This is a genomic window from Pseudomonas sp. 01L34 (assembly GCF_056400265.1).
Genome location: NZ_JBFTSX010000009.1, coordinates 28,948 through 51,173 on the forward strand (window position 1 = coordinate 28,948; position 22,226 = coordinate 51,173).

The following is a 22,226-nucleotide window of genomic DNA, read 5'->3' on the forward strand; positions in this document are numbered from 1 at the left end:
ATCAACGTGTCTGGCGGCTAAAACCACCCCCAGACAGTCAACCTGCTTACAGGCCTTTAACGGCAAAAATTCCGTTCGCGTTACGCCAGTAGCCTTTGTAGTCCATGCCATAACCGAAGATGTAACGGTCAATGCACGGCAGGCCGACGAAATCGGCTTTCAGGTCCGGGCGAGCCTTGCGGTCGTGGTCCTTGTCGATCAGCACGGCGGTGTGCACTTTGCGGGCGCCGGCGTGTTTGCAGAAGTCGATGATCGCGCCCAGGGTGTGACCTTCATCGAGGATGTCGTCGATGATCAGCACGTCACGGTCGATGAACGAAACTTCCGGCTTGGCTTTCCAGAACAGCTCGCCGCCGCTGGTTTCGTTGCGATAGCGGGTAGCGTGCAGGTAGGACGCTTCCAGCGGGAATTGCAGATGGGTGAGCAGCTTGCCGGCGAAAATCAGGCCGCCGTTCATCACACAGAACACCACCGGATTGCTTTCAGCCAGTTGTTCGTTGATATGTGCACCGACGCGGGCGATGGCCGCCTCGACTTCAGCTTCGGTGTACAGGCAGTCAGCCTCTCGCATGATTTGACGGATATGCTCGAGATCAGCGGACATGGCGCTCTCCAAGGGGTTTGAAGGGGAGGGACGGATTCGGAAAAGCGGGCAAAGGTACGCATCCCGCACGGCCAGATCAAGCGTTTGTGGACTAACGTACTGTATGTCTATAGGACAACACCCTCGGATAGATTAATCTAGGCCGGTTTTTTTGCCCGCCGCCGGAGCCTTCCCCCATGCCCATCCGTGAGATCCGCCATCCGCTGATCCGTCATAAACTTGGCCTTATGCGCCGCGCCGACATCAGCACGAAGAATTTCCGTGAGCTCGCTCAAGAAGTCGGCGCCCTGCTGACCTATGAAGCCACCAAAGACCTGCCGCTGGAAAGCTACGACATCGAAGGCTGGTGCGGCACGGTGTCGGTGGAGAAAATCGCCGGCAAGAAAATTACCGTGGTGCCGATCCTGCGTGCCGGTATCGGCATGCTCGAAGGCGTGCTGAGCCTGATCCCGGGCGCCAAAGTCAGCGCCGTGGGCGTGGCCCGTAACGAGGAAACCCTCGAAGCCCACACCTACCTGGAAAAACTGGTACCGGAAATCGACGAACGCCTGGCGATGATCATCGACCCGATGCTGGCCACTGGCGGCTCGATGGTCGCCACCATCGATTTGCTGAAGAAGGCCGGCTGCAAGGACATCCGCGCGATGGTCCTGGTGGCCGCTCCCGAAGGTATCGCCGCTGTGGAGAAGGCTCACCCGGACGTGACCATCTACACCGCTTCCATTGACCAGAAACTGAACGAACACGGTTACATCATCCCAGGCTTGGGCGATGCCGGTGACAAGATCTTCGGCACCAAGCAGAAGGACGCGTGACCATGCAGCAAGAGTTCAACGATCCGCTCTGGCGCACGGTATTGTCCGGCGCGCAGATGCTGTTCGTGGCCTTCGGCGCCCTGGTGTTGATGCCGCTGATTACCGGCCTCGACCCGAACGTGGCGCTGTTCACCGCAGGTTTAGGGACGATCCTGTTCCAGATCGTCACCGGGCGTCAGGTGCCGGTATTCCTGGCGTCGAGCTTCGCCTTCATCACCCCGATCATTCTCGCCAAGGGTCAGTTCGGCCTGGCGGCGACCATGGGCGGTGTGATGGCGGCCGGGTTCGTCTACACCTTCCTCGGCCTTGCGGTGAAGATCAAAGGCACCGGGTTTATCGACCGTTTGCTGCCTCCGGTGGTGATTGGCCCGGTGATCATCTCCATCGGCCTGGCCATGGCGCCGATTGCCGCCAACATGGCGATGGGCAAGGCGGGCGACGGTACTGAGCTGATTCATTACCAGACGGCGATGATGATTTCGATGCCCGCGCTGTTGACCACCCTGATCGTCGCGGTGTTCGGCAGAGGTATTTTCCGCCTGGTGCCGATTATCTCCGGTGTGCTGGTGGGTTTTGCCATGGCGTTTTATTTCGGCGTGGTCGATACCGCGAAGATTGCCGTGGCACCGTGGTTCGCGATTCCACATTTCACCGCGCCGGAATTCAACTGGCAGGCGATTCTGTTCATCGTTCCTGTGGCCCTGGCCCCGGCCATCGAGCACATCGGTGGCGTGATTGCCGTGGGTAGCGTGACCGGTCGCGACTACCTGAAAAAGCCCGGCCTGCACCGCACCCTGCTCGGTGACGGCATCGCCACCACCGCGGCCGGTCTGTTCGGCGGCCCACCCAATACCACTTACGCCGAAGTGACTGGCGCGGTGATGCTGACCAAGAACTACAACCCGAAAATCATGACCTGGGCGGCGATCTTCGCAATCAGCCTGGCGTTCATCGGCAAATTCGGCGCGCTGCTGCAAAGCATCCCGGTGCCAGTGATGGGCGGGATTCTCTGCCTGTTGTTCGGTTCGATTGCCGCGGTGGGCATGAACACCATGATCCGCCACAAGATCGACCTGGGCGAAGCACGCAACCTGGTAATTGTCTCGGTGACGCTGGTGTTCGGGATTGGCGGCATGCTGGTCGGCACCGGTACCGGCCAGAACGATTTCGGCCTCAAAGGCATCGCGCTGTGCGCGGTGGTGGCGATTGCACTGAACCTGTTGCTGCCGGGCAATGACAGCTGGAAGCACAAGAAGGCGGATGAGCCGCTGTTGTAAGCAGGCGACTCAATCCCCTGTGGCGAGGGAGCTTGCTCCCGCTTGACCGGGCTGGCGCACCAGTGCGCAGCACTCACAAAATCTTCATTGACTGCAAAGATTTTGGGGCCGCTTCGCGACCCGGCGGGAGCAGGCTCCCTCGCCACAACCAGCCAGCCGTCACTTCAATGTACGTTCCTATAAAGCCAATGGCGCCCTTTCGCACATGGCACTCAACGCCTTGACCCACAGCGGCTCATCGTTGAGGCAAGGCACCAGCACCAACTCCTCCCCTCCCGCCTCGCGGAATTGCTCCTTCCCACGATCACCGATTTCCTCCAGCGTCTCGATGCAATCGGCAACGAACGCCGGGCACATCACCAGGACTTTCTTCACGCCGCTTTTGGCCAACTCGTCGAGGCGAGCTTCAGTGTAGGGTTCTATCCACTTGGCCCGGCCCAGACGCGACTGAAACGATACGGACCACTTGCCGTCCGGTATGCCCACACGTTTGGCAAACTCTGCGGCCGTGCGCAGGCACTGACCGCGGTAACAGGTCGCGACCACTTCCGGTGGCGCACCGGCGCAGCAATCGCCGCCACCCTCGAAGCTGTGCCCCGGATTAAGCTTTTTCAGGTGACGTTCCGGCAAACCGTGGAAGCTCAGCAGCAGATGATCGAAATCCTGTTGCAGATAAGGCCTGACACTCGCCACCAACGCATCGAGGTATTCCGGCTGATCGTAAAACGGCTGCAGAACCGAGAACTGCATGTCGAGCTTTTTATCGCGCACCACGCGCTTGGCTTCTTCGATCACCGTGGTCACAGTGCTGTCGGCGAATTGCGGATAGAGCGGTGCCAGGGTCACTTTCTTATGCCCCTGGGCAGCCAGCCGCAGCAGCGCGGACTCAATGGACGGCTCGCCGTACCGCATCGCCAGCTCAACAGGCCCGTGAGTCCACTGCCGGGTCATGGCCTGTTGCAGGCGACGGCTGAGCACCACCAGCGGCGAGCCCTCCTCCCACCAGATCGACGCGTAAGCGTGAGCCGATTGTTCCGGGCGCTTGATCAGAATCAGCGACACCAGCAAACGCCGCACCGGCCAAGGCAGGTCGATCACATACGGGTCCATCAGAAATTGATTGAGGTAACTGCGCACATCCGCCACCGAGGTGGAGGCAGGTGAACCCAGGTTGACCAGAAGCAATGCGTGATCGGTCATGCAACGTCCTATTTCAGAGGCGGCCGGACAGATCGTCCAATGCCGCGCGCAAATCAGTGAACCGGAAAGTGAAACCCGCTTCCAGCAAGCGAGCCGGCATCGCCTTCTGCCCCCCCAGCAACAACAATGACAACTCGCCCAGTCCGACCTTCAAGACGAGAGTCGGCATCGGCATGAACGCGGGACGATGCAACACGTCACCCAACGTTTTAGCGAATTCGCGATTGCGCACCGGCTTGGGCGCGCAGGCATTATAGGGACCGCTGGCCCCATTGCGATGCAGAAGAAAATCAATCAGGGCGATTTGATCTTCGATATGAATCCACGACATCCACTGCCGACCGCTGCCGATCGGCCCACCCAGCCCCAGTTTGAACGGCAACAACAGCCGCGACAAAAAGCCGCCCTCGGCGGACAACACCAACCCGGTGCGGATGAGAATCACGCGGATGCCCAAGGCGTCGGCACGTTGCGCGGTTTCTTCCCAGGCGATGCACAACTGGCTGGCGAAATCATCGATGACCGGTGGCGATTGCTCGGTCAACTCCCGCTCGCCGCCGTCGCCGTACCAACCGATCGCTGAGCCGGAGATCAGCACCTGTGGTTTCTGCTCACGACTTTCGAGCCAGGCCAACAGGGTTTCGGTCAGGGTGATCCGGCTGCTCCACAACAGCGCTTTGCGTTTGTGGGTCCAGAGCCGATCGGCGATCGGCGCCCCCGCAAGGTTGATGATTGCATCCACCGGTTCTGGCCCAAAATCTTCAAGCCGTGCGATTCCCCGTACCTGAGTGCCGCAGATTTTGGCGACTTTTGCGGGCGTGCGACTCCAGACCGTGAGGTGATGTCCCTGACTCAACCAGTGTCGGCAGAGCTGACGTCCTATCAAACCAGTACCGCCGGTCAGCAATATGTGCATGACATCTTCCTCGCGTGGCGTTTTACCCAGATCACTAGTCTATTTTTATATGCAGGGATCTTTGGTATCGGGCAGGTTCTGTGTTTAACAATAGGCCAAGCTCTCAGAACGAGAACGCTAAAAGTTATACCAAAAAACAATATTGTACAGGTTTGAACCACGGCGTAGTCTGTACAGAAAGGCAAACGAGGCCCCTATGACTGTACCTATCGCAATCATTGGCACCGGCATCGCCGGACTCTCAGCAGCCCAGGCCCTTACGGAGGCCGGGCATGTCGTTCATCTGTTCGATAAAAGCCGCGGCAGTGGCGGACGCATGTCAAGCAAGCGCAGCGATGCGGGTGCTCTGGACATGGGCGCGCAATATTTCACTGCCCGCGACCGTCGCTTCGTTACCGAAGTCCAGCGCTGGCAAGCCAACGGTTGGGTCGCCGTGTGGACACCGCAGCTCTATACCTACCACGGCGGCCAACTCAGCCCCTCGCCGGACGAACAGACACGCTGGGTCGGCACGCCGCGCATGAGCGCCATCACCCGTGCCCTGCTCGGTGACCTGGAAGTGCAGTTCAGCTGCCGGATCACCGAGGTCTATCGCGGTGAAGAGCACTGGCATCTGCAAGACGCCGAAGGCTTCACCCACGGGCCGTTCAGTCATGTGGTGATTGCCACGCCAGCCCCTCAGGCGACCGCGCTGCTGCCCTCCGCGCCGAAACTCGCCGGGGCCGCCGCCGGGGTAAAAATGGAGCCGACCTGGGCGGTCGCCCTGGCTTTCGACACACCATTGGATACCCCGATCGAAGGCTGCTTCGTGCAGGACAGCCCCCTCGACTGGCTGGCGCGCAACCGTAGCAAACCGGGACGCGACAACACCCTCGACACGTGGGTGCTGCACGCCACCAGCGCCTGGAGCCGGCAACATATCGATCTGTCCAAGGAAGCGGTGATCGAGCAATTGCATGGTGCCTTTGCCGAACTGCTGCACGACGCCATGCCTGCACCGACTTTCAGCCTCGCTCACCGCTGGCTTTACGCCCGTCCGGCCAGCAGCCATGAGTGGGGTGCCCTGGCTGATGCTGATCTGGGCTTGTATGTATGCGGTGACTGGTGCCTGTCCGGCCGTGTCGAAGGCGCCTGGCTCAGTGGCCAGGAAGCGGCCCGCCGTCTGCACGAACACCTGCAGTGAACCGCCTCGATTCGAGCACATTGCTGCTGTCGACACGGACAGCAGCCCTGAAAAAACCTATACAAAAAAATTGACTTGTACACCTTTGAATCTATGCTGAACGAATGTTGTACAGATTTAACAATCCGTACAGGTCTGGATTCGAGGTGCCCCGATGCCTGCACAATCAACGACCCCACCCAAAATCGCCATCAGCGCCTGCCTGATGGGGGCCGAGGTGCGCTACAACGGCGGGCACAAGACGTCACGGCTGTGCAGCCACATCCTTTCCGATTATTTCGATTTCGTCCCGGTGTGCCCGGAAGTTGCCATCGGCCTGGGTATCCCTCGCGAACCGATCCGCCTGGTCGGCAACCCTGAACATCCGCAGGCGGTCGGCACGGTCAACCCTGAAAACAACGTCACCCGGCCGCTGGCCGAATATGCTCGGAAAATGGCTTTGGAGCTGGGCGACATCTGCGGCTATATCTTTATGCAGAAATCCCCTTCGTGCGGTCTGGAGCGGGTCAAGGTCTACCACGCCAACGGCGCGCCGGTGGACGGCGGTAGCCGTGGCATTTACGCCCGGACCTTCTGCGCGCTGCATCCCGATTTGCCGGTGGAGGAAGAAGGCCGGCTCAACGATCCGGTGCTGCGGGAAAACTTCCTTACCCGCGTATTCGCCTACAGCGCCTGGCAGCAGTTGCTGCAAACCGGCCTGACCCGGCGCGGCCTCACGGATTTTCACTCGCGCTACAAATACCTGTTAATGGCCCACAACCCGGTGCAATACAAAACCCTGGGAAACCTGCTCGGCAACATGGGCCGGACCGCCCCTGAAGTCATCGGCCCGCGCTATTTCAGCGAGCTGATGGCGGCCTTGAAAAAATGCGCCACGCGCCGCACCCACACCAACGTCCTGCAACACCTCAGCGGCTATCTCAAACAGGCCATCAGCACTGAAGACAAACAGGAAGTGCAGCATGTGATCAGCCAGTATCGTCACGGCATCGTGCCGCTGGTGGTACCGCTGACGTTGCTCAAACACTACTTTCGCCAGCACCCGGATCCATACATTGCGCAACAGGTTTACCTGCAACCGCACCCGGAAAACCTCAGCCTGCGAAACGCAATCTAATGAAAACCCCACCGGACACCAGCGCCAGCGAAGACCTCGGCACCGACTTCAAAAAGGCCCTGGACGCAGGCTGGCTGCCCATCCGTGAAGTGGCCCGGCAGACCGGGGTCAACGCCGTCACCTTGCGCGCCTGGGAACGGCGCTATGGGCTGATCGTGCCTCAGCGCACTCCCAAGGGGCATCGGCTGTTCTGTGCCGAACACGTTCAACGCATCCTGACGATCCTCACCTGGCTCAATCGCGGCGTGGCGGTCGGTCAGGTCAAGCAACTGCTCGACACGCCTCAGGTACTTGCCGAGCCCGTCGGAAACGATTGGCTGGTGTTGCGCCAGACACTGCTACAAGCCGTTACCCAACTGGCCGAACGCACCCTCGATGACACCGTAAACCAGGCGATGGCGCTGTATCCGCCACGCACCTTGTGTGAACACCTGTTGATGCCGTGGCTGGCGGAACTGGAACAACGCTGGCAAGGCCAGTTCGGCGCGCAGATGGAGCGGGTGTTTGTCTATTCCTGGTTGCGCAGCAAATTCGGCGCGAGGATTTACCACAACAACCGCCAGTTACGTACTGCGCCGCTGTTGCTGATCAATCAATCGGACCTGCCTCTGGAACCTCATCTATGGCTCACCGCCTGGCTGATCAGCAGCACCGATTGCCCGGTGGAAGTTTTCGACTGGCCACTCCCGGCCGGCGAACTGACGCTGGCGGTCGATCACCTGCAAGCCCGCGGCGTCCTGCTGTATTCCAGCAAAGCCATGAATCTTGCAAAATTGTCGAAACTTTTGAATGGCGTCAGTTGCCCAAAAATGATCGCCGGACCAACGGTGTGCATCCACCACGCCGATTTGTCCGCAAAAAACACCGCCATTGCTGATTTGATCCTGGCCGATAACCCGTTATCGGCCCATCTGGACCTGATACAGCGCGGGCTCATTTAATGGCGCTTTTTTGATGAATCGTACGGATACGACCATGCAATTGATCTGGCTGCGCAGCGACCTGCGTCTACACGACAACACCGCCCTCTCGGCCGCCGCAGCCCGTGGCCCGTGTGTGGCGGTGTATTTGCCGAGCCCGCAGCAGTGGCTTGCGCACGACGACGCGCCGTGCAAAGTGGACTTCTGGTTGCGCAACCTCGCCGAATTACGACGCGCGCTGGACGCCCTGAACATCCCGCTACTGATTCGCCAGGCGTCCCGCTGGGATGAAGCGCCCAAGGTTCTGCTCGAACTGTGCCAGCAGCTGAAGATCGACGCGGTGCACGTCAACGAGGAATACGGCATTCATGAGACCCGCCGTGATGCGGCGGTGGCCCAAGCGCTGAAAGCCCGGGGCATCGACTTTTACAGCCACCTCGATCAGCTGCTGTTCAAGCCAGGCACCGTGCTCACCAGAACCGGAACCTACTTCCAGGTCTTCAGCCAGTTTCGCAAGGTCTGCTACGAACGCCTGCACGCTTCATTGCCCGGATTGGTCGCTGCACCCGCCCTTCAGGATCCATTGGATATCAGCAGCGACGAACCGCCCTCCCGTGTCGAGGGTTTCGATTCTCCCAACGACAGCTTGCGTGCCCTCTGGCCAGCCGGTGAAACCGAAGCCCGACGCCGCCTCGACACCTTTGTCGACGCCCAGATCGACTATTACCACAGCGAACGCGACTTCCCGGCAAAGCCCGGCACCAGCCAGCTCTCGGCCTATCTCACCGCCGGGGTGATTTCCCCTCGTCAGTGCCTGCACGCCGCGTTGCGAAGCAATCAGGGCGAGTTCGAAAGCGGCAAGGTCGGCGCCATCACCTGGATCAACGAGCTGCTGTGGCGCGAGTTCTACAAACACATATTGGTGGGCTACCCCCGTGTATCCCGGCACCGCGCCTTCCGGCCGGAAACCGAAGCCCTGGTCTGGCGTGACGCCCCGCAAGAACTCAAGGCCTGGCAGCAAGGCCGCACTGGCCTGCCGATCATCGATGCCGCCATGCGCCAATTGCTGGAAACCGGCTGGATGCACAACCGTCTGCGCATGGTGGTGGCGATGTTCCTGACCAAGAACCTGTTGATCGACTGGCGTGAGGGCGAGCGCTTCTTCATGCGGCACCTGATTGATGGCGACCTGGCGGCGAACAATGGTGGCTGGCAGTGGAGTTCGTCCACCGGCACCGATTCGGCGCCCTACTTCCGGATTTTCAACCCGCTGAGCCAGTCGGAAAAATTCGATGCACAAGGGGTGTTCATCAAGCATTGGTTGCCGGAGCTCAACGAAATGAACAATAAAGACCTGCACAATCTGGCCAATCTCGGCGGATTGTTCGGCGTGAGGGGCTATCCGTCACCTATCGTCAATCTGAGCACTTCCCGTGAACGGGCCCTGGCCGCGTTCAAGAACCTGCCATCACGACAGGGTTTATCGCCACCGTCATTAAATTGATGCTGCAGCGTTGCGTCATGAACACGGAATTGAGCCAGGGAAATATTGGGTAAATAAGGGGATTGGGATGAGTCGTACACCTCCAAGGCGATACTGGTTGACCGGCGCCAGCAACGGTATTGGTGCTGTGCTGGCTGAAGAAATACTGAAAACCGGGGCTCATCTGGCGGCCAGCTCCCGCTCGGTGGCATCACTGATATCCCTGTCTGAGCGCTATCCCGGTCAAGTGCTGGTGGTCGCGGGCGATTTGACCAACAGCCAAAGGGTGCGCGAAATCGGTGAGCAGATTGCGCAGGAATGGGGCTCTCTGGACACCATGATCCTTAACGCAGGCACCTGCGAATACGTCGACGCCAATCAGCTCGATTCGTCAATCATCGAGCACATCATGCGTACCAACTTGCTTGCCAGCAGTTATTGCATCGCAGCCGCCCGGCCTTTGCTGCAGGCGGGCACTGCGCCGCATCTGGTGGGCATTGCCAGTTCGGTGACCTGGTTACCCCTGCCGTGGGCCGAATCCTATGGCGATTCAAAGGCCGGGTTGCGTCATCTATTCGAATCATTGCGCATCGACATGACGCCGGAAAACATCGAAATGACCGTGGTCAGCCCAGGGCTTATCGATACGCCTCTGAACGACGGCGCCCCGATACATCTCGACTGGTCGGCAGGCCAAGCCGCGCGATACCTCCTCGACATGATCAAGAATCGTCCACTGGAATGCTCCTTGCCGGAGCTGCTCATGCCTGTTCTTTGGCCCCTGCCGCAACAACCCGACCGGGTGGGACTGGCAATCGACGAACAAGCGCGAAACAAGCCGCCGATCGAGGATCTGCCGTGAAGCCTGAGCGTCTGTCAGGCCTTTTACACAGCATGGGCCCACTGCCTTACACTGCGCGCCATGAAAACCATTCCCCACACGCAAGTCGCCGAGCCTGCGGTCACCTGCTCGACCTGCGCAGCCTGCTGCTGCCAGCTTGAAGTGATGCTGATCACTGACACCGGCGTGCCCGAACGTTTTATCGATACCGATGATTGGGGTGGTGAAGTCATGCTGCGACTGGATGACGGCTGGTGCGCCGCACTGGATCGCAACAGCATGATGTGCACCATCTATGAAAAGCGTCCGCTGATCTGCCGGGAGTTCGAAATGGGCGCACCGGAATGCATCACCGAACGCCAGGGGATTGCGACGGCGTATCGGTGAGATCGCAGTCACCCGATGCCATGTGAGAGCCCCCGCCACAGGTAGCTCCCACATCTAAAACACTGCAGGCTTACAACGGCATCGTGTAATGCAATGCGTAGCTTTCTACACCGTCGTTCGGGTTACTGATCCCGGCATTGGAGTAGTGGGTGGCGCGAATCCCGACTTCATGTCCGCCGGCAAAGCGCAGACCAAACCCGAAACGGTCTTCGAACTGAAAGGCACTGCCGAGCTTGTTATCTTCGTATTCGGTGTTGGCAAACACCGCGATACCGATACCCGCTTCGACGTAGGGCTTGATGGTCTGACCGGCAAACTCGTACACCAGTACCGGCGAGAACGACAAACTGTGATTGCTCGCCGTTTTGTCGCCTTCCCAGTAGGTGTAAGCGCCGCTCCAGTAGCCGGTCAAGCGGCCAACATCACTCTGCAACCAGCTCTTGTCCCAATCGAACTGCATGCCCAGTCGGTAGGTCATGGTCGAATCGCTGGTCTGGCCGACCCCGAACTCCACCCCTGCCGCCTGCGCGGTAAAACTGTGCCCCATCAATGCGGTCGCAATCGCGGCCAAACAGAATAGTCGCTTCATTAGAAACATCCTTTTCCGAACAATTTAGTATGATTTTTATGCTGCAAAACAAACAAAGCTATAGAAGTCACCGTTTAATCAGAAGCTCACCCCAATTATTCGTTTGCTACGCGTCTCTACTTTTCGAAGCTTCGCACAACCCCAGACATATTCCACAGGATCGGCAAGATATTTCTGAAATGTTCTGGGTCCGCACTCGACCAGAACTGTGCGGGGCGAGCCGGCCCCTCGGCCAGCAATTCACGCTCGGCCAGCAGACGCTGGAGCTGCCGCGCCACAGCGGCACCCGTATCGATCAAGCTGATGCTTTGCGGGAGCATCTGCCTTAGCAGTGGCTTTAAAAAGGGATAATGGGTACAGCCCAGAATGATCGTATCTGCACCTGCGGCCAGCAGCGGCTCGACATACCCTTGCAGCAACTGACGCAATGTCTCGCTGTGCAGATCGCCATTTTCAATCAGCTCCACCAGCCCGGGGCACGGCTGAGTAATCACCCGTACATCGGTGGCGAAACGATCGAGCAAGGCAGCAAACTTGGCACTCTGCAAAGTACCGGTGGTGGCGAGCACGCCGACCACACCGCTGCGCGTCGCCGCAGCGGCCGGTTTGACCGCAGGCTCCATGCCGACGATAGGCCACTCGGGGTAATCGCGCCGCAAGTCCGCAACGCCGGCCACCGTCGCGGTGTTGCAAGCCAGCACCAGCGCCTTGGCGCCTTGCTGCTGAAAGAACTGCGCCATGACACTGCAACGCTGGCGGATGAATGCCGGGGTTTTCTCGCCGTAGGGAATATTCCCGCAATCGCCGAAGTACAACAGAGACTCGTTGGGCAGCAACTGCTGGATCTCGGCCAGCACGGAGAGTCCACCGACGCCAGAATCGAACACAGCAATCGGCGCTTCACGCATGGCGCGACCCGCAGACGCTGCAGCCCGGATCACGCTTGACCCGCAATTCACGGAAGCGTGAGCCCAAGGCATCGATCAATAACAGGCGCCCCACCAGCGGCTCGCCGAACCCCACCAGCAGTTTCAGCGCTTCCAGTGCCTGGAGGCTGCCGACCAACCCGACCAAAGGACCGACGACGCCCGCCTCGCTGCAGGTCAACTCGGCCTCGCTGCCGTGCCCGTATAAACAGTGGTAGCACGGGCTCTCTGGACGACGCGGGTCGAACACCGACAATTGCCCTTCCAGACGAATCGCCGCACCGCTGACCAGCGGCTTGCGCGCGGCCACACACGCAGCGTTGACCGCCTCGCGGGTGGAAAAATTGTCGGAACAGTCCAGCACCAGATCCACCGCGGCAACAGCGGCGGCCAGCGAATCCTCGTCCAATGCAGTGCGATGGGCGATCAGCTGAATCTCTGGATTGATCGCGGTCAGGCGACGGATCGCCGAATCGACCTTGCTCAGGCCGACGCTGTCGGTGTCATGAACGATCTGGCGTTGCAGATTGGTCAGGTCGACCGTGTCGAAGTCTGCCAGATGCAACTCACCGACACCGGCCGCGGCCAGGTACAGCGCAACCGGCGAACCTAGGCCACCGAGACCGATAATCAGCACACGGCTTTCCTTGAGCCGTAACTGGCCGGCGATGTCGACGTGTTGCAGCAGAATCTGCCGGCTGTATCGCAGCAACTCCTGATCATTCAGCACGGCAAGCGCCCCAGACTGATGCGTTGGTGACCGCCCAGATCGGTGCGGCTATGGACTTCTTCAAAGCCGCGGGTCAGCAGCAAATCGCACACTGCGCAAGCTTGATCGTAACCGTGTTCGAGCATCAACCAGCCACCCGCTTCAAGATAATCCGGTGCCTGGGCGACGATCAGACGCAAATCGTCGAGCCCATCGACACCCGCCACCAAGGCACTGGCCGGCTCAAAGCGTACGTCGCCCTCTACCAGATGCGGATCGGTCGAAGCTATGTAGGGCGGATTGCTGATGATCAGTTGAAAACGCTGGCCTTCCAGGGCACTGAACCAATGACTGCTCAACACCGTGGCATTGCTCAGGTTCAAGCGCTGACGATTGCGCTCGGCCAGGGCCACGGCTTCCAGCACGCGATCCACGGCGGTGACCTTCCAGGCCGGACGCTCGCTGGCCAGCGCCAAGGCGATGGCACCACTGCCGGTGCCCAGATCGAGCACCTTGGCTGGGGTGGCCGGCAACAGTTCCAACGCCGCTTCCACCAGCAATTCAGTGTCGGGACGCGGAATCAGCGTGTGGGGCGCGACTTCCAGGTCGAGCTTCCAGAAGCCTTGCTGACCCAGAATATAGGCCACTGGCTCACCGCTGCGGCGGCGCTGCAAATACTCGGCAAACTTCAGTGCCGCTTCGCTCGGGACGATACGCTCAGGCCAGGTGTGCAGAAAGCTGCGGGACTTGCCCAAGGCCGCCGCCAACAGCAATTCGGCATCCAGACGCGCGGTGGGCGAATCAGGCAAATCGGCGGCGCGCAGCAAGCTGGCAATGATCGTCATTTACTCACCTATCGCTGCCAATTGATCGGCCTGGTACTCGGCCAGCAACGGTTCGATCACCGCATCCACGCCGCCCGCAAGAATTTCGTCGAGCGAATACAGCGTCAGGTTGACCCGATGGTCGGTGACCCGGCCCTGGGCGAAGTTGTAGGTACGGATCCGCTCGGAGCGGTCACCGGAACCGACCAGCAATTTACGCTCGCTGGCGATGGCATTGGCCGCGGCACTGGTCTGCTGGTCGTTGAGCTTGGCCGACAGCCAGGACATCGCCCGGGCGCGGTTCTTGTGCTGGGAACGTTCTTCCTGGCACTCGACGACAATACCGGACGGCAAGTGCGTGATACGAATCGCCGAGTCGGTCTTGTTGACGTGCTGACCACCGGCACCGGAGGAGCGATAGGTGTCGACCCGCAGATCCGCCGGGTTGATCTCAATGGCTTCCTGCTCATCCGGCTCGGGCAATACCGCCACGGTGCAGGCCGAGGTGTGGATGCGACCTTGGGATTCAGTGGCCGGAACCCGCTGCACACGGTGCGCACCGGATTCGAACTTCAGTTTGCCGTAGACGTTCTCGCCTTCGACACGGGCGATAACTTCTTTATAGCCACCGTGTTCGCCTTCGTTCTCCGAGAGAATCTCTACCCGCCAGCCACGCCGCTCGGCGTAACGCGAATACATGCGGAACAGGTCGCCGGAGAAAATCGCCGCTTCGTCACCGCCGGTGCCCGCGCGGATTTCCAGGAACACGTTACGACCGTCGTTCGGATCCTTGGGCAGCAGCATGCGTTGCAGGCTGGCTTCGAGCTCGATCAATCGTTCCTTGGCTTCGCGGACTTCTTCCACGGCCATTTCACGCATGTCCGGGTCGCTGTCCTTGAGCAGTGCCTGTGCGCCTTCGAGGTCGCCCTGCACTTTAAGCAGCTGTTTATAGGTGTCGACGATCGGCTCGACCTCCGCGTATTCCTTGGAATAGGTGCGGAATTTGTTCTGATCGGAAATGACTTCGCCATCGCCAAGCAGGGCGGTCAATTCCTCGAAACGGTCCTGGAGGATGTCCAGCTTATTGAGCAGTGACGCTTTCATTGCGGTTTCTTATCCGAAAAGCTATCCGATGAGCCCTCACCGAGGGCAAAGAGTTCCTGGGCCATGGCCAGCGCATCGAGGCGGCCTTCGGCAGAGAGCTTTTTCAATTGCACGCTAGGGGCATGCAAGAGTTTGTTGGTCAGCCCACGGGCCAGTTGCACCAGCACGTCCTCGGCACTGCTGCCGTTGGCGAGCATACGCTGGGCCTTCTGCAATTCTTCGTCGCGCAGGCGCTCGCTTTGTTGACGATAAGCCTTGAGCACATCCACCGCCGCCAGTTCGCGCAGGCGAACCATGAAATCTTCGGCACCGACCGACACCATCTCTTCGGCCGCCTGAGCGGCGCCCTGACGGCTCTTGAGGTTTTCGGCGACCACTTCGTGGAGATCGTCGACGCTATACAGATAAACGTCATCCAACTCGCCGACTTCCGGCTCGATATCCCGAGGGACTGCGATATCCACCATGAAAATCGGCTTGTGCTTACGCAATTTCAAGGCGCTTTCCACCGCGCCTTTACCGAGAATAGGCAACTGGCTGGCGGTGGAACTGATGACGATGTCGCTGCGCACCAGTTCTGTCGGGATGTCCGAGAGCAACACCGCATGGGCGCCAAACTGCTCGGCCAGGGTGCTTGCGCGCTCCAGGGTGCGGTTGGCGACCACGATTCGCTTCACGCCCAGCTCATGCAGATGGCGGGCGACCAGGGTGATGGTCTCGCCGGCGCCGATCAACAAGGCCTGGCTGCGTTGCAAATCACTGAAAATCTGTTTCGCCAGGCTGACCGCGGCAAACGCCACGGACACCGGGTTTTCACCGATGGCGGTGTCGGTTCGCACCTGTTTGGCCGCATTGAACGTGGCCTGGAACAAACGCCCGAGTAGCGGACCAATGGTGCCCGCCTCGCGAGCCACGGCGTAGGCCGATTTCATCTGGCCGAGAATCTGTGGTTCACCCAACACCAGCGAATCGAGCCCGGAGGCGACCCGCATCATGTGGCGAACTGCCGCATCATCTTCATGCACATAAGCGCTCGCACGCAGCTCATCGAGGCTCAAATGATGATAATCGGCCAGCCAGCGCAGCACGATGTCAGCCGAAAGGTGATCCTGTTCTATATACAGTTCACTGCGATTGCAGGTGGAGAGGATCGCAGCTTCGCGGCTGTCGGTGAGTCGGCAGAGCTGCTGCAAGGCCTCAACCAGCTGCTCAGGGGTAAAGGCCACGCGCTCGCGGACGTCTACTGAAGCAGTCTTGTGGTTAATACCGAGTGCAAGGAAGGCCATTCAAGGTCGCTGATGGTGACGTGAAGCCGACAATTGTCCTACTTCGACAGAGCCAGAACAACCACTCGATATCTATCGTCCCGGTTGACGCTGCCGAAGCTGCGATCCGTTCTCGTTTACACCGGCACCGGGCCTGCCGGGATTGCGTATGCGGGTAAATTGGCCGGGCGGTTATGTTTGGCCGAAGGCTTGTGTCATGATGATCCGACCGCAGGTTAGTCGTCCTCTTCCTATATGAATAGATCTTCCGCGTTGCTCCTCGCTTTTGTCTTCCTCAGCGGCTGCCAGGCCTTGGCACCCGTTTCGTCGGACGGTACGCCGCCGGTCGAAGACAGCACTCCGGCGCCTGAAAAGCCCAAGGTTTACAGCTCGTTCAGCGAAGAAACTGTCTTCAGCCTGTTGAGCGCCGAACTGGCTGGCCAGCGCAATCGTTACGACATTGCCCTGGACAACTACGTGACCCAGGCTATCAATACCCAGGATCCGGGCATCTCCGAGCGGGCATTTCGCATTGCCGAATACCTGGGCGCCGATCAAGCGGCCCTCGACACTTCGCTGATCTGGGCAAAAAACGCCCCGAACGATCTCGAGGCGCAACGGGCGGCGGCCGTGCAACTCGCCCGTGCCGGGCGTTACGACGACTCCATGGCTTATATGGAAAAAGTCCTGCAAGGCAAAGGCGACACTCATTTCGACTTCCTCGCCCTGTCTGCGGCCGATACCGACCAGGAAACCCGCAACGGCCTGATGAAAGGTTTTGACCGTTTGTTGCAGCGCCACCCGCACAACAACCAGCTGATTTTCGGCAAGGCCTTGCTGTTGCAACAGGATGGCGACGCCAAAGGCGCGCTGACCCTGCTCGAAGACAACCCGCCGGAAGAAGGCGAAATAGCGCCGATTCTGTTGCGCGCGCGCCTGCTGCAAGGGCTCAACCGTGGCGGTGAAGCCTTGCCGTTACTGCAAAAAAGCATCAAGAAATACCCGGACGACAAACGCCTGCGCCTGACCTACGCGCGCACGCTGGTCGAACAGGACCGCATGGACGACGCCAAGGTCGAGTTCTCGAGCCTGGTGCAGCAATACCCGGAAGACGACGAACTGCGTTATTCGTTGGCTCTGGTCTGCCTGGAAGCCAAGGCCTGGAACGAGGCAAAAGGTTATCTGGAAGACTTGATCGCCAGGGAAAGCCACGTCGACTCGGCGCATCTGAACCTTGGGCGTATCGCGGAAGAGCGTAACGACCCCCAGGGCGCGCTGATCGAGTACGCCCAGGTCAGGCCGGGCAACGATTACCTGCCAGCGCAATTGCGTCAGGCCGATATTCTGATGAACAACGGCAGGACCGCCGAAGCCCAAAGCCGTCTGGCGGCCCAACGCGACGAGCAACCCGATTACGCGATCCAGTTGTACCTGATCGAAGTCGAAACCTTGTCGGCCAACAAACAGGGCGACAAGGCCTGGAACGTCTTGCAGCAAGCCCTGCAGAAATTCCCGGATGATTTGAATCTGCTGTATACCCGAGCCATGCAGGCGGAAAAACGTAATGACCTGGCGCAGATGGAAAAAGACCTGCGACTGATCATCAAACGCGACCCGGACAATGCGATGGCGTTGAATGCCCTCGGCTACACCCTGTCCGACCGCACCACGCGTTACGCCGAAGCCAAGGCCCTGATCGAACAGGCGCACCAGTTGAACCCGGAAGACCCGGCCGTTCTCGACAGCCTCGGCTGGGTGAATTTCCGCCTGGGCAACCTCGATGAGGCCGAGCGCTATTTGCGCCAGGCACTGGAGCGCTTCCCTGATCAGGAAGTTGCCGCTCATCTGGGCGAAGTCCTGTGGGCCAATGGCAAACAACGCGAAGCCAAACAAGTCTGGAGCAAGTTCCTCAAGGAGCAGCCCGACAGCCCTACCCTGCGCAGTACCATCAAGCGCCTGACCGGATCAGAGACTCTTTAAGATTATGTTTTTGCGCCACATTATCGTTTTCAGCTTCATCGCCCTGCTCGCCGGTTGCGCGGGCTTCAGCGCCCGTGAATCGGTCGGGGGACACGGTAACCCGGCCCAATGGCGCGAGCACAAACAACAACTGAGCAGCCTCGACGGCTGGCAGATCAACGGCAAGATCGGTATCCGCGCGCCAAAAGATTCGGGCAGCGGCACCCTGTTCTGGCTGCAACGCCAGGATTACTACGATATCCGCCTCTCCGGCCCGCTGGGTCGCGGCGCGGCCCGCTTGACCGGGCGCCCCGGCAAAGTCTCGCTGGAAGTGGCCAATCAGGGCCGTTATGACGCGTCGACTCCGGAAGCCCTGGTCGAAGAGCAACTGGGCTGGAAATTACCGGTGTCCCATCTGGCGTGGTGGGTTCGCGGTCTCCCGGCCCCGGACAGCAAAAGTCATCTGACCCTGGACGTCGACAGCCGCCTGGCCAATCTCGAACAGGATGGCTGGCAGGTCGAGTACCTCAGTTATGCCGAGCAAAACGGCTATTGGCTGCCCGAGCGGATCAAACTGCACGGCACCGACCTTGATGTCACACTAGTGATCAAGGACTGGCAACCGCGCAAACTGGGGCAGTGAAGATGACTGCCCCACGCCTGACTCTGCCCTCGCCCGCCAAACTCAACTTGATGCTGCATATCCTCGGCCGCCGTGAAGACGGTTACCACGAGTTGCAGACGATTTTTCAGTTTCTCGATTACGGCGATGAAATCACCTTCGCCGTTCGCGACGATGGCGTGATTCGGTTGCACACCGAATTCGCCGACGTCCCTCACGACAGTAACCTGATTGTCAAAGCCGCGAAAAAACTCCAGGAGCAATCCGGTTGTTCGCTGGGCATCGACATCTGGATCGAAAAAATCCTGCCCATGGGCGGTGGAATCGGTGGCGGCAGTTCGAATGCGGCGACCACGTTGCTGGGCCTCAATCATCTTTGGCAACTGGGCTGGGATGACGACAGGCTGGCCGCGCTGGGTCTGACACTTGGCGCCGACGTCCCGGTTTTCGTGCGTGGCCACGCGGCTTTCGCCGAGGGCGTGGGGGAGAAACTCACGCCTGTAGAACCCGAGGAACCGTGGTATCTGGTGCTTGTGCCGCAAGTATCTGTAAGTACAGCAGAAATTTTTTCAGATCCGCTGTTGACACGTAACACTCCTCCCATTAAAGTGCGCCCCGTTCCCAAGGGAAACAGTCGAAATGACTGCTTACCGGTGGTAGCAAGACGTTATCCAGAGGTACGTAACGCCTTGAATTTGCTAGGTAAATTTACCGAAGCAAAACTCACCGGAACTGGAAGTTGTGTGTTTGGGGGCTTCCCAAGCAAAGCTGAAGCTGATAAAGTCTCGGCCCTTCTTACAGAGACCCTTACAGGGTTTGTAGCAAAAGGAAGCAACGTTTCGATGTTGCATCGCAAGCTGCAAAGTCTGCTCTAAAAGGAATCGGGTACTGGGTACTCGTAGCAACAGATACAGGGGCGTCGCCAAGCGGTAAGGCAGCAGGTTTTGATCCTGCCATGCGTTGGTTCGAATCCAGCCGCCCCTGCCATTTTCCTATACTCATCCAGGTTACCCTCAGCCTTCAGGTACTGCGCGTGTCCAAGATGATGGTCTTTACGGGGAACGCTAACCCCGATCTGGCTCGGCGTGTCGTACGTCAGCTGCATATCCCTCTCGGTGACATCTCTGTCGGTAAGTTTTCCGACGGCGAAATTACAGCCGAGATCAATGAAAACGTCCGCGGTAAGGATGTCTTCATTATTCAGCCGACTTGCGCTCCGACCAACGATAACCTGATGGAACTGGTAGTGATGGCTGATGCCTTCCGCCGCTCCTCGGCTACTCGTATCACTGCTGTTATTCCTTACTTTGGTTATGCCCGTCAGGATCGCCGTCCGCGTTCCGCACGTGTGGCTATCAGCGCGAAAGTCGTTGCTGACATGCTTACCGTAGTCGGCATCGACCGTGTTCTCACGGTTGATCTGCATGCTGACCAAATCCAGGGTTTCTTCGATATTCCGGTAGATAACATCTACGGCTCCCCGGTACTGGTGGATGACATTGAAGATCAGCGCTTCGAAAACCTGATGATCGTGTCCCCGGACATTGGCGGCGTCGTGCGTGCACGGGCTGTTGCCAAATCCCTGGGCGTGGATCTCGGGATCATCGACAAACGCCGTGAGAAAGCCAATCACTCTGAAGTGATGCATATCATCGGTGATGTCGAAGGGCGTACCTGTATTCTGGTCGATGACATGGTCGATACCGCCGGCACTCTGTGTCACGCGGCCAAGGCCTTGAAAGAGCATGGCGCTGCCAAGGTTTTCGCCTACTGCACGCACCCTGTGCTGTCGGGTCGGGCGATCGAAAACATTGAAAATTCCGTGCTGGACGAGCTGGTGGTGACGAACACCATCCCGCTGTCCGCTGCAGCACAAGCCTGTGCGCGTATCCGCCAACTGGATATCGCACCGGTAGTTGCCGAGGCGGTCCGCCGCATCAGCAATGAAGAATCGATCAGCGCGATGTTCCGTTAAGGGCCCTGCCCTTTTCATTACATCCTGTTGACGAAAAGCGCCCCGCCCCGGCATTCATGTCGGGGCGGGGCTTTTTTGCCCATATCGCCTTTAGCGCTGGTCGCAAACGCTGGGGCGAATGTGGTTATTTTGGAGATACAACATGAACGATTTTACTCTGAATGCTGAAGTGCGTTCCGACCTGGGGAAAGGTGCGAGCCGCCGCCTGCGTCGTCTCGCAAGCCTGGTTCCAGCTGTAGTTTACGGTGGCGAAAAAGCCCCTGAATCCATCAGCATGCTGGCTAAAGAAGTTGCCAAACTGCTCGAAAACGAAGCGGCTTACAGCCACATCATCGAGCTGAACGTTGGCGGCACCAAGCAAAACGTAATCATCAAGGCTCTGCAGCGTCACCCGGCCAAAGGCCACGTGATGCACGCTGACTTCGTACGCGTAGTTGCTGGCCAAAAGCTGACCGCTATCGTTCCAGTGCACTTCATCAACGAAGCTGCTCCGGTGAAGAAAGGCGGCGAGATTTCGCACGTTGTTGCTGAAATCGAAGTGTCCTGCCTGCCGAAAGACCTGCCTGAATTCATCGAAGTTGACCTGGCTAACGCCGAAGTCGGCTCGATCATTCACCTGTCCGACATCAGCGCTCCTAAAGGCGTTGAATTTGTTGCTCTGGCTCACGGTAACGACCTGGCTGTTGCCAACGTTCACGCTCCACGTGTTGCTCCAGAAGCTGCAGAAGGCGCTGCAGAGTAATTTCACTCTGTACGCCGGAGTGACCGGAAACATCGCGGACTAGAGCGTAGCGAGAAAGCGGGCGAGAACGCGGAGTTTACATAATGGTAAATGAGCACTTGTCGTCCACTTTCGCCGCACTCCCTGATGGCGGCGATGTTATCCACCACTTCAAGGAAGGGCCCCTATCGTGACTGCCATCAAACTGATCGTTGGCCTGGGAAATCCAGGCGCTGAATACGAACAGACCCGGCATAACGCAGGGGCCCTTTTTGTTGAGCGCATCGCGCAGGCACAGGGTGTCAACCTTGTGGCCGATCGCAAATATTTCGGCCTGACCGGGCGCTATTCGCACCAGGGTCAGGATGTTCGTCTACTGATTCCCACCACCTACATGAACCGCAGCGGCCAGGCCGTAGCGGCACTTGCCGGCTTCTTTCGCATAAAGCCGGAAGAAATTCTGGTGGCGCATGACGAACTCGACCTGCCTCCGGGCGTTGCCAAGCTCAAACAGGGCGGCGGCCATGGCGGTCATAACGGGTTGCGCGACATCATTGCGCAACTGGGCAATCAGAATACCTTTCACCGCCTGCGGCTTGGCATTGGCCACCCGGGCGTTGCCAGTATGGTTTCAAACTTCGTCCTGGGTCGTGCGCCACGCGCCGAACAGGAAAAACTCGATGCCAGCATCGACTTTGCCCTCGGCGTGCTGCCGGATATCCTCGCCGGGGAATGGAACCGCGCGATGAAAAACCTGCACAGCCAGAAGGCCTGACTCTTACCCGAGGG

The 22,226-nt window shown here is 59.2% G+C and carries 23 protein-coding genes and 1 tRNA gene; 15 read left to right on the top strand and 9 right to left on the bottom strand.

The genetic code is table 11. From position 1 onward, the window contains the following. Window positions 1-46: 46 nt before the first annotated feature. The gene (locus AC1DQM_RS25375; protein ID WP_007939779.1) at window positions 47-604 is read right to left on the bottom strand and encodes a hypoxanthine-guanine phosphoribosyltransferase; all 558 of its coding nucleotides are present in this window, start codon (window positions 602-604) and stop codon (window positions 47-49) included. Window positions 605-780: 176 nt separating this feature from the next. On the opposite strand from AC1DQM_RS25375, the gene upp reads away from it, so the two are divergent. Both upp and AC1DQM_RS25385 read left to right on the top strand, forming a co-directional pair. Then, window positions 781-1,419: a uracil phosphoribosyltransferase gene (gene upp, locus AC1DQM_RS25380; protein WP_007939777.1), complete on the top strand. Its 639-nt coding sequence runs from the start codon at window positions 781-783 to the stop codon at window positions 1,417-1,419. A gap of 2 nt (window positions 1,420-1,421) precedes the next feature. Beyond that, window positions 1,422-2,696 carry a uracil-xanthine permease family protein gene (locus AC1DQM_RS25385; RefSeq protein ID WP_018929585.1) on the top strand — a complete coding sequence of 425 codons (1,275 nt, stop codon included), beginning with the start codon at window positions 1,422-1,424 and terminating at the stop codon, window positions 2,694-2,696. A 177-nt stretch (window positions 2,697-2,873) separates the two neighbouring features. Here the strand turns inward: AC1DQM_RS25385 and hemH are convergent, their stop codons facing one another. Continuing rightward, a complete protein-coding gene (gene hemH, locus AC1DQM_RS25390) occupies window positions 2,874-3,896 on the bottom strand; it encodes a ferrochelatase (RefSeq protein WP_477747018.1) in 1,023 nt (340 codons plus the stop codon). A 13-nt stretch (window positions 3,897-3,909) separates the two neighbouring features. Beyond that, entirely contained in the window at window positions 3,910-4,812 is a 903-nt protein-coding gene (locus tag AC1DQM_RS25395; protein WP_477747019.1) for a TIGR01777 family oxidoreductase, read from the bottom strand. A 196-nt stretch (window positions 4,813-5,008) separates the two neighbouring features. Here AC1DQM_RS25395 and AC1DQM_RS25400 point away from each other — a divergent pair, with 196 nt between their 5' ends. The 6 genes from AC1DQM_RS25400 to AC1DQM_RS25425 all read left to right on the top strand — a co-directional run bounded on the left by AC1DQM_RS25400 (window position 5,009) and on the right by AC1DQM_RS25425 (window position 10,743). After that, window positions 5,009-5,995 (top strand): NAD(P)/FAD-dependent oxidoreductase, encoded by a 987-nt coding sequence (locus tag AC1DQM_RS25400; protein WP_018929582.1) that lies wholly within the window; start codon window positions 5,009-5,011, stop codon window positions 5,993-5,995. Between the two features lie 154 nt (window positions 5,996-6,149). Beyond that, a complete protein-coding gene (locus AC1DQM_RS25405) occupies window positions 6,150-7,112 on the top strand; it encodes a YbgA family protein (protein ID WP_018929581.1) in 963 nt (320 codons plus the stop codon). Beyond that, complete coding sequence (locus AC1DQM_RS25410) at window positions 7,112-8,053, top strand: MerR family transcriptional regulator (protein ID WP_258613129.1); 942 nt, start codon at window positions 7,112-7,114, stop codon at window positions 8,051-8,053. Before AC1DQM_RS25405 ends, AC1DQM_RS25410 begins: the two co-directional genes overlap by 1 nt. A gap of 34 nt (window positions 8,054-8,087) precedes the next feature. Continuing rightward, window positions 8,088-9,536 carry a deoxyribodipyrimidine photo-lyase gene (gene phrB, locus AC1DQM_RS25415; protein ID WP_477747020.1) on the top strand — a complete coding sequence of 483 codons (1,449 nt, stop codon included), beginning with the start codon at window positions 8,088-8,090 and terminating at the stop codon, window positions 9,534-9,536. Window positions 9,537-9,603: 67 nt separating this feature from the next. Beyond that, window positions 9,604-10,377, top strand: a complete 774-nt coding sequence (locus tag AC1DQM_RS25420) for an SDR family NAD(P)-dependent oxidoreductase (RefSeq protein WP_477747021.1) — start codon at window positions 9,604-9,606, stop codon at window positions 10,375-10,377. A 60-nt stretch (window positions 10,378-10,437) separates the two neighbouring features. Further along, entirely contained in the window at window positions 10,438-10,743 is a 306-nt protein-coding gene (locus AC1DQM_RS25425) for a YkgJ family cysteine cluster protein (protein WP_018929577.1), read from the top strand. 70 nt (window positions 10,744-10,813) lie between these two features. On the opposite strand, the gene AC1DQM_RS25430 is transcribed toward AC1DQM_RS25425, so the two are convergent. The 6 genes from AC1DQM_RS25430 to hemA all read right to left on the bottom strand — a co-directional run bounded on the left by AC1DQM_RS25430 (window position 10,814) and on the right by hemA (window position 16,181). Further along, entirely contained in the window at window positions 10,814-11,332 is a 519-nt protein-coding gene (locus tag AC1DQM_RS25430; RefSeq protein ID WP_018929576.1) for an acyloxyacyl hydrolase, read from the bottom strand. A gap of 116 nt (window positions 11,333-11,448) precedes the next feature. After that, the gene (gene murI / locus AC1DQM_RS25435) at window positions 11,449-12,240 is read right to left on the bottom strand and encodes a glutamate racemase (RefSeq protein ID WP_018929575.1); all 792 of its coding nucleotides are present in this window, start codon (window positions 12,238-12,240) and stop codon (window positions 11,449-11,451) included. Then, entirely contained in the window at window positions 12,233-12,988 is a 756-nt protein-coding gene (locus tag AC1DQM_RS25440) for a molybdopterin-synthase adenylyltransferase MoeB (protein ID WP_477747022.1), read from the bottom strand. Before AC1DQM_RS25440 ends, murI begins: the two co-directional genes overlap by 8 nt. Then, on the bottom strand, window positions 12,982-13,812 hold the full coding sequence (gene prmC, locus AC1DQM_RS25445; protein ID WP_018929573.1) for a peptide chain release factor N(5)-glutamine methyltransferase: 831 nt from the start codon (window positions 13,810-13,812) through the stop codon (window positions 12,982-12,984). The genes AC1DQM_RS25440 and prmC overlap by 7 nt, the downstream gene beginning before the upstream one ends. Next, complete coding sequence (gene prfA / locus AC1DQM_RS25450; RefSeq protein WP_007939759.1) at window positions 13,813-14,895, bottom strand: peptide chain release factor 1; 1,083 nt, start codon at window positions 14,893-14,895, stop codon at window positions 13,813-13,815. Continuing rightward, a complete protein-coding gene (gene hemA, locus AC1DQM_RS25455) occupies window positions 14,892-16,181 on the bottom strand; it encodes a glutamyl-tRNA reductase (RefSeq protein ID WP_007939757.1) in 1,290 nt (429 codons plus the stop codon). Before hemA ends, prfA begins: the two co-directional genes overlap by 4 nt. A 234-nt stretch (window positions 16,182-16,415) precedes the next feature. Between hemA and AC1DQM_RS25460 the strand changes: the two genes are divergently transcribed. The 7 genes from AC1DQM_RS25460 to pth all read left to right on the top strand — a co-directional run bounded on the left by AC1DQM_RS25460 (window position 16,416) and on the right by pth (window position 22,212). Further along, entirely contained in the window at window positions 16,416-18,140 is a 1,725-nt protein-coding gene (locus AC1DQM_RS25460) for a tetratricopeptide repeat protein (RefSeq protein WP_086946020.1), read from the top strand. A 4-nt stretch (window positions 18,141-18,144) separates the two neighbouring features. Further along, complete coding sequence (gene lolB, locus AC1DQM_RS25465; RefSeq protein WP_064616181.1) at window positions 18,145-18,762, top strand: lipoprotein insertase outer membrane protein LolB; 618 nt, start codon at window positions 18,145-18,147, stop codon at window positions 18,760-18,762. A gap of 2 nt (window positions 18,763-18,764) precedes the next feature. Continuing rightward, entirely contained in the window at window positions 18,765-19,616 is an 852-nt protein-coding gene (gene ispE, locus AC1DQM_RS25470) for a 4-(cytidine 5'-diphospho)-2-C-methyl-D-erythritol kinase (RefSeq protein ID WP_064616180.1), read from the top strand. Between the two features lie 37 nt (window positions 19,617-19,653). After that, window positions 19,654-19,728 (top strand) — tRNA-Gln (locus AC1DQM_RS25475). A 46-nt stretch (window positions 19,729-19,774) separates the two neighbouring features. Continuing rightward, the gene (locus AC1DQM_RS25480) at window positions 19,775-20,716 is read left to right on the top strand and encodes a ribose-phosphate pyrophosphokinase (protein WP_003171603.1); all 942 of its coding nucleotides are present in this window, start codon (window positions 19,775-19,777) and stop codon (window positions 20,714-20,716) included. A 142-nt stretch (window positions 20,717-20,858) separates the two neighbouring features. Beyond that, window positions 20,859-21,458: a 50S ribosomal protein L25/general stress protein Ctc gene (locus tag AC1DQM_RS25485; protein WP_018929567.1), complete on the top strand. Its 600-nt coding sequence runs from the start codon at window positions 20,859-20,861 to the stop codon at window positions 21,456-21,458. Between the two features lie 169 nt (window positions 21,459-21,627). Beyond that, window positions 21,628-22,212, top strand: a complete 585-nt coding sequence (gene pth / locus AC1DQM_RS25490) for an aminoacyl-tRNA hydrolase (RefSeq protein ID WP_008074178.1) — start codon at window positions 21,628-21,630, stop codon at window positions 22,210-22,212. The last annotated feature ends 14 nt before the right edge of the window (window positions 22,213-22,226 follow it).